Source organism: Nocardiopsis sp. NPDC055824 (assembly GCF_053616335.1).
Genome location: NZ_JBSHDN010000276.1, coordinates 1 through 6,867, shown reverse-complemented (window position 1 = coordinate 6,867; position 6,867 = coordinate 1). Strand labels below are relative to the sequence as shown.

8 protein-coding genes are annotated in these 6,867 nt (G+C 72.4%); 6 read left to right on the top strand and 2 right to left on the bottom strand.

The features are described from left to right. Positions 1–32: 32 nt before the first annotated feature. Both ACWGL3_RS29975 and ACWGL3_RS29970 read right to left on the bottom strand, forming a co-directional pair. A complete protein-coding gene (locus ACWGL3_RS29975) occupies positions 33–770 on the bottom strand; it encodes a hypothetical protein (RefSeq protein WP_452462072.1) in 738 nt (245 codons plus the stop codon). Then, on the bottom strand, positions 767–1,297 hold the full coding sequence (locus ACWGL3_RS29970) for a SigE family RNA polymerase sigma factor (RefSeq protein WP_267950473.1): 531 nt from the start codon (positions 1,295–1,297) through the stop codon (positions 767–769). The genes ACWGL3_RS29975 and ACWGL3_RS29970 overlap by 4 nt, the downstream gene beginning before the upstream one ends. Before the next feature lie 322 nt (positions 1,298–1,619). On the opposite strand from ACWGL3_RS29970, the gene ACWGL3_RS29965 reads away from it, so the two are divergent. From ACWGL3_RS29965 to era, 6 genes are all read left to right on the top strand, one after another. Further along, positions 1,620–1,970 carry a histidine triad nucleotide-binding protein gene (locus tag ACWGL3_RS29965; protein WP_452462071.1) on the top strand — a complete coding sequence of 117 codons (351 nt, stop codon included), beginning with the start codon at positions 1,620–1,622 and terminating at the stop codon, positions 1,968–1,970. A gap of 323 nt (positions 1,971–2,293) precedes the next feature. After that, positions 2,294–3,421 carry a PhoH family protein gene (locus ACWGL3_RS29960; RefSeq protein WP_452462070.1) on the top strand — a complete coding sequence of 376 codons (1,128 nt, stop codon included), beginning with the start codon at positions 2,294–2,296 and terminating at the stop codon, positions 3,419–3,421. A gap of 143 nt (positions 3,422–3,564) precedes the next feature. Next, a complete protein-coding gene (gene ybeY / locus ACWGL3_RS29955; RefSeq protein ID WP_267945981.1) occupies positions 3,565–4,050 on the top strand; it encodes an rRNA maturation RNase YbeY in 486 nt (161 codons plus the stop codon). Continuing rightward, positions 4,050–5,456 (top strand): hemolysin family protein, encoded by a 1,407-nt coding sequence (locus ACWGL3_RS29950; RefSeq protein WP_344180844.1) that lies wholly within the window; start codon positions 4,050–4,052, stop codon positions 5,454–5,456. The genes ybeY and ACWGL3_RS29950 overlap by 1 nt, the downstream gene beginning before the upstream one ends. Continuing rightward, the gene (locus ACWGL3_RS29945) at positions 5,453–5,797 is read left to right on the top strand and encodes a cytidine deaminase (RefSeq protein ID WP_267945979.1); all 345 of its coding nucleotides are present in this window, start codon (positions 5,453–5,455) and stop codon (positions 5,795–5,797) included. Before ACWGL3_RS29950 ends, ACWGL3_RS29945 begins: the two co-directional genes overlap by 4 nt. A 9-nt stretch (positions 5,798–5,806) precedes the next feature. Beyond that, entirely contained in the window at positions 5,807–6,775 is a 969-nt protein-coding gene (gene era / locus ACWGL3_RS29940) for a GTPase Era (protein ID WP_267945978.1), read from the top strand. Positions 6,776–6,867: the final 92 nt, after the last annotated feature.

Below are 6,867 nucleotides of genomic sequence, written 5' to 3'. Positions count from 1 at the left end.
CGTCGTCGGACCCGGCGCACCGGGCCCGCGTGTCACTCCCCGGGCACGGCCCGGTTGCTGGTGGCGTCGCCGCCGGTGCTGCCGGAACCGCCGCCGGAGGTCTCCTCACCGCCGCCGCCGGCCCCCTCGTCCCCGCCGCCGGCGCCGGGGGCCTCCCCGCCACCGCCGCTGCCGCTCTCGTCACCGCCGCCGGCCTCGCCGTCGGTCGGCTCCTCGCTCGGGTCGCACTCCTCCTCGGAGGCGGTGGCGCCGCCGTCCTTCTCCTCCGCGGAGGCGCTGGGGGAGGGCGCCGGCCCGTCCGCGGGGGGAGAGCAGGTGGACGCGGTCTCGACGCCCTCCTCGGCCGGGTCCTCGTCCGCGCCGGAGCTGGGTGAGCTCTCGGGGTCCCGAGGCGGCTCCGCCGGCTGCTGCGTGCTCCCCTCGGTGGAGTCGGAGGACGGGTCGGGGGCGGCCACGCCGCCGCCGTCCGCGTCGTGCTCGGGAGGGGCGCCGTGGCGATCGGCCCCCGCCGGGACGAACTCCAGCACCTGGTCGCGGACCTGGGGGCTGGACACGACCACGGAGGCGGCGATCATCACGGCCCCCGCCACCGCCGCCACCGGTCGTAGCCAGGGCAGGCCGAACCAGGCGAAGCCGCGGTTGCGCTCGGTGCGCTCGCGGATCAGGTTCAGGGCCTCCGGAGAGGGCTCCACCGTGCTCGCCTCGGCCATGAGGACCTGGCGCAGCCGGTCCTCGAAGGCGTCGTCGGTCGGATCTGTCGGACCGGTCATGTCGTCTGCTCCAGAACAGAGCGGAGCGAGGAGATGCCACGGGACGTGTGGCTCTTCACCGCGCCCCGGCTGATCCCCATGGCGTCCGCGATCTGAGCCTCTGACAGGTCGCCGTAGTACCGGAGCACGATGGCCTCTCGCTGACGGGTGGGTAGTTTGCGCAGGGCACGGATGACCGCCTCCCGCTCCAACAGGTTCAGGGCGCCGTGTTCGGCACTGGGGGCGTCGGGGAGGGCCTTGGGGGCGTGCTTCTCCACCACCGCCCGGTGGCGGAGCACGGACCGGGCCTTGTTCACCACCGCCTGGCGGAGGTAGGACAGGGCCTTGTTCGGATCGCGCAGCCGGCGCCAGGCGCCGTGCATCGCGACGAACGAGTCCTGAACGACTTCCTCCGCGGTCGCGTGGTCGCGGACGAGAAGGGATGCGAGCCGAACGAGCGGACGGTAGTGCTCCCTGTAGAGCTCCGTCACGGCGTGGTCGGCGTCCCACTCCACCGAGAGCGGGGCCGTGGGGGCTCCGGCCACCATGGTTTCTGTCGTCACGTCAGTTCGACGCACACCCTTGTCGCGGGGTTTACGAAAGGGCATACCTCTTCTTTTCCAGGTAGACGCGCGTTTCATTCCGAACACGTGGGTACCGGGCCGGGGCGGACGTTTCCGACGACCCGACGCGCACGGGTGGAAAGCCTATCGCGCCTGGGACGGAGGCCGTTGCCGAACGGGCTCCCGGACCGCGGCCGGCGGCCTTCCCGGGATGGGCCGCCCGGCGCCGACCTGCGGCATCATGGTCCGGGACAACCCCCAGACGGCGGCCGTTCCGGCGGCCGCGAACACACCACGGAGGTTCGCGATGGCCCATGAGGACTGCCTCTTCTGCAAGATCGTGAAGGGGGAGGTGCCCGCCGAGATCGTCCGGGAGGGCGAGCGGACCCTCGCCTTCCGCGACATCAACCCCCAGGCGCCCACGCACGTGCTGGTCGTCCCGCGCGACCACCACCCCGACGCCGCCGCCGCTGCCGCCGCCGGCGCCGGGCTGCTGGACGAGATCGTCCGGGACGCACACGAGGTCGCCGTGGCCGAGGGCGTCGCCGACACCGGGTACCGCCTGGTGTTCAACACCGGCAGCGGGGCCGGGCAGACGGTCTTCCACCTCCACGGCCACCTCCTGGGCGGCCGCGGCCTCAACTGGCCCCCCGGGTAGGGGCCGGTCCCGGGCCCCGGACCGTTCCGGACAGGGCGCGGGCCCGGACCGCCCGGGACCCGCGCCCGGCCGCTGCCGGAACCGGCCCCGTCAGGCCCCGCGCGGCCCCGTCCACAGGCGCCGAATAACCCATCGAGCGGGGCGGGGACGCCTTGGTAGACTCGGGGTGTGGGCTTCCAGAGCCCGGTGGGACTCCTGTGGAACACCGGCGCGGAGCCCCGCCCGGCGCCCCGCACGGTGCCGGAGTCGTCCAGGAGACGCCGCGCCCGTCCAGGCGGGCGGCGCCCGAGCGAAGGGTAGGACAGCGGCCGCAAGGCCACACCATGGCCGAGACAACGCACACGCACCCGCGACGGGACACTCAGGTCAAGGTCGTGGTGCCCGACGAGCACACGATGATCAGCCTGCTGGGCTCGGGGGACGAACTCCTCAGGGCGTTGGAGCGGGCCTTCGAGAGCGACATCCACGTCCGAGGCAACGAGTTCACCATCAGCGGGACCCCCGAGGAGACCGCCGTGGTGGTCCGTCTCGTCGAGGAGCTGATCGAACTCGCCAAGAGCGGCACGCACGTCACCCCCGACACCATCGAGCGCATGGTCCACATGCTGGCGGCGCCCGGTTCGGAGCGGCCCGCGGACGTGCTCACGACCAACATCCTGTCCAACCGCGGCAAGACCATCCGGCCCAAGACGCTCAACCAGAAGCGCTACGTCGACACCATCGACCGCAGCACCGTGGTGTTCGGCATCGGCCCGGCGGGCACCGGCAAGACCTACCTGGCCATGGCCAAGGCGGTCAAGGCGCTCCAGGACAAAGAGGTCAACCGGATCATCCTCACCCGTCCCGCGGTGGAGGCCGGTGAGCGGCTGGGCTTCCTGCCGGGCACGCTCTACGACAAGATCGACCCCTACCTGCGTCCCCTCTACGACGCCCTGCACGACATGCTCGACCCCGATTCCATCCCCAAGCTGATGGCCGCCGGGACGATCGAGGTCGCGCCCCTGGCGTACATGCGGGGCCGGACCCTGAACGACTCCTTCATCATCCTGGACGAGGCGCAGAACACCTCGCCCGAGCAGATGAAGATGTTCCTGACGCGCCTGGGCTTCGGCTCCAGGATCGTGGTCACCGGTGACGTCACCCAGGTGGACCTGCCCGGCGGGCAGGCCAGCGGGCTGCGGACCATCGAGACGATCCTGAGTGACATCGACGACATCGCCTTCTGCCGGCTCACCAGCGAGGACGTCGTCAGGCACAAGCTCGTCGGCAAGATCGTCGACGCCTACGGGCGTTACGACGCCGTCCAGAACGACCGTCAGGGCGACCGCAGGGGGGGCCGCCGCCGCGCCGGGGGCGCCCGCGACCGGGGCCCGTCCCCGCGCGACGAGCCCTCCGACACCCCGACGGACCCGGGGACGGGGAGCACCCGCCCCGGGGAGCGGGCAGACTGAGGTAGTACGGCGTTCGCACCGGTGGGTCCGTGAGCATGCGGGCCCACCGGTTCGGGTGTCCCGGGTGAGGGCCGCAGACGGCGCACCCACCGGCCGGGCGCGCCGCCCGGCCGCGACGATTCCAAGTGAGGCAGCCGCAACCGATGAGTATCGACGTCGCCAACGAGTCCGGCGTCACCGCAGTGGACGAGGAGCGACTCTCCCGCCTGGCCCGGCACGTGCTCGACGCCATGCGCGTCCACCCCCTGGCCGAGCTGTCCGTCGTGCTGGTGGACGAGGGGCCGATGACCGACCTGCACGTGCGGTGGATGGACGAACCGGGCCCCACCGACGTGCTCTCCTTCCCGATGGACGAGCTGCGCCCCGGCGGCCCGGGGCGCACCAGCGAGCCCGGCGTCCTCGGTGACGTGATCATCTGTCCGCAGGTGGCCGAGCGCCAGGCCGAGAAGGCCGGGCACAGCACACAGGCGGAGATCGACCTGCTCTGCACCCACGGCATCCTCCACCTGCTGGGCTACGACCACGCCGAACCGGAGGAGCACAAGGAGATGTTCGGCCTCCAGGGCGAGATCCTCGCCGCCTGGCGTGAGCGGGAGTCCGCCGGGTCCGCGAAGGACGAGAGCTCCTGATGAGACCCCTGATGTGGCCCGACGTCGCCCCCATGACCACGGGGGAGCCCGCCGAGTGGATCACCGCCTTCGTGATCGCGCTGGTGCTGACCGCGGTGGCCGGGTTCCTGGTGGCGGCGGAGGTCGCCATCACGCGAGTCATGTCGGTGGGCCTTCCCGAGGCGACCGGTCCGGAGCGGGCGGCCAGGGCCGACCGCCGCTGGGGCAGGGTCGCCGCCGACCCGACGCGCCACCTCAACGCGCTGCTGTTCCTGCGCGTGGTGTGCGAGGTGTGCGCGGTCATCGCGGCGGCCATGGGGATGGTGTTCCTCCTGGGGCTGGGGTGGCCCGCCCTGCTGCTGACCGCGGTGGCGATGGTCGTCGTGGAATCCGTGCTGATCGCCATAGCACCGCGCATCCTCGGCCGCCAGTTCGCCGGGCAGTTCGCCCGCGCGAGCGCGGCGGTGGTCTACCCGGTCCAGGTCGTGGTGGGTCCGCTCGCCCAGCTCCTGGTGGGCGCGGGGCGCGCGATCACGCCGCGGGGCAAGGGCGACCGCGAGGGGCCGTTCAGCACCGAGGTGGAGCTGCGCCAGCTGGTCGACCTGGCGGAGCAGGGGGAGGTGATCGACGCCGAGGAGCGGCAGATGATCCACTCCGTCTTCAAACTCGACGACACCTCCGTGCGCGAGGTCATGGTGCCCCGCCCCGACATCGTGTTCACGAGCCGCGACGCCGACGCCGACGCGGTCCTCACCCTGGCGCTGGGGAGCGGGTACTCGCGCATCCCCGTGACCGGCGAGGACGAGGACGACGTCGTCGGCATCGTCTACCTCAAGGACCTGGTGGACCAGCTCCGCGACCGCTGGGCGGCGTCCGCGGGCAGTGCCGGGGCGGAGGTGCCGCTCACCGCCGGCGACGTGATGCGCACGGCGTCCTACGTGCCCGACACCAAGCCCATCGACGAGCTGCTCCGCGAGATGCAGCAGCAGCGCAACCACGTCGCGGTGGCCATCGACGAGTACGGCGGAACGGCCGGGCTGGTCACGCTGGAGGACATCGTGGAGGAGATCGTCGGGGAGATCACCGACGAGTACGACCACGAGATCCCGCCGGTGGTCTGGCTGGACGACGGCAGTGTGCGGGTGACGGCCCGCCTGCCCCTGGGCGAGCTCGACGAGCTCTTTCCCGACCAGGACCTCGACGTGCCCGACGTGGAGACCGTCGGCGGACTCGTGGCGTTCGTGCTGGGCCGGGTGCCGGTCGGCGGGGCCCGGGCCGAATACGCTGGACTGAGGCTCACCCTGGAGGGCAAGAGCAGCCGCCGCAACCGGATGACCACGGTCCTGGTGGAGCGACTGCCCGAAGAGGGGGCCGGGGCGCCGGACGACCGGGGCCGCAACGAGGACGTAAGGAGCACGGACCAGTGACGGAGACGACGGGGCTCGGCCCCGAGGACGGCAAGCTCATCACCCTCGCGCGGGCCTCCCGGGCCCGCAACGCGGCGGCGGAGGGCGCTGCGGTGCGCGACGAGACGGGACGCACGTACGTGGCCACGACGGTGTCGCTGCCCTCCCTCCGGCTGACGGCGCTCCAGGCGGCCGTGGCCGCGGCCGCCTCCAGCGAGGCCTCCGCGCTGGAGGCCGCGGTGGTCGTCACCGAGGCCAAGGAACTGACCGAGGACGACCGCGCGGTGGCGGACGACCTGAAGACCCAGGTGGTGGTGATCGCCGCCCCTGACGGGGTGCCCGCGAGCATCACCCGGCGCTGAGAAGGACCCATGAACGACCTCGACCTCGAGAAGCTGCGCGTCCCGCTGCCGGCCCCCTCCCACCCGGAGGGTTTCCGCAGCGGCTTCGCCTGCTTCGTGGGCCGCCCGAACGTGGGCAAGTCCACGCTGATGAACGCGCTGGTCGGGCAGAAGGTGGCGATCACCAGCAACCGGCCGCAGACCACGCGGCGCACGGTGCGCGGTATCGTCCACCGGCCCGGTTCCCAGCTGATCATCGTGGACACCCCGGGCCTGCACAAGCCCCGCACCCTGCTGGGCGAGAGGCTGGACTCGCTGGTGCGGTCCACCCTGGTCGAGGTGGACGTGATCGCCTTCTGCCTGCCCGCGAACGAGCCGATCGGCCGGGGCGACACCTACATCGCCAAGGAGCTGGCGGAACAGCGCAACACCCCGGTGGTCGCCCTGGTCACCAAGACCGACCTGGTCGACAAGGAGGCCGTGGGCAAGCACCTGATGGCGGTGGACGAGCTGGGCGACTGGGCCGACATCGTCCCGGTGTCCGCGCAGGGCGCGTTCCAGCTCGACACCGTCACCGACGTGCTGTCCTCGCACCTGCCGGAGGGGCCGCCGCTGTACCCGGACGGCGACCTGACCGACGAGCCGGACGAGATGCTCGTGGCGGAGCTGGTCCGCGAGGCCGCACTGGAGGGCGTGCGCGACGAGCTGCCGCACTCCATCGCCGTGGTCGTGGACGAGATGTTCCAGCGGGAGAACACCCGGCCGGGCAAGGAGCTGGTGGACATCTACGCGTCGCTGTACGTGGAGCGCCCCAGCCAGAAGGCCATCGTCATCGGCTCGAAGGGCTCGCGCCTGCGCGACGTGGGCTCACGGGCCCGCAAGCAGATCGAGGGCCTGTTGGGCCAGCGGGTGTTCCTCGACCTGCGGGTGCGTGTGGCCAAGGACTGGCAGCGCGACCCCAAGCAGCTGCGCAAGCTGGGCTTCGACCAGCAGACGTAGCGACCCGTGCGGAAGGGGCGGACCGGCCGGTCCGCCCCTTCCGCCGTTCCCGGGCCGGGTCCGGCCGGGGTGTTGTGGTCCGGGGCGAGGCG

Coding starts and splice junctions, on each gene's coding strand:
- ACWGL3_RS29950 (WP_344180844.1), top strand. CDS start 4,050: ATGAGACCCCTGATGTGGCCCGACGTCGCCCCCATGACCACGGGGGAG.
- ACWGL3_RS29970 (WP_267950473.1), bottom strand. CDS start 1,297: ATGGTGGCCGGAGCCCCCACGGCCCCGCTCTCGGTGGAGTGGGACGCC.
- ACWGL3_RS29965 (WP_452462071.1), top strand. CDS start 1,620: ATGGCCCATGAGGACTGCCTCTTCTGCAAGATCGTGAAGGGGGAGGTG.
- ACWGL3_RS29960 (WP_452462070.1), top strand. CDS start 2,294: ATGGCCGAGACAACGCACACGCACCCGCGACGGGACACTCAGGTCAAG.
- ACWGL3_RS29975 (WP_452462072.1), bottom strand. CDS start 770: ATGACCGGTCCGACAGATCCGACCGACGACGCCTTCGAGGACCGGCTG.
- ybeY (WP_267945981.1), top strand. CDS start 3,565: ATGAGTATCGACGTCGCCAACGAGTCCGGCGTCACCGCAGTGGACGAG.
- era (WP_267945978.1), top strand. CDS start 5,807: ATGAACGACCTCGACCTCGAGAAGCTGCGCGTCCCGCTGCCGGCCCCC.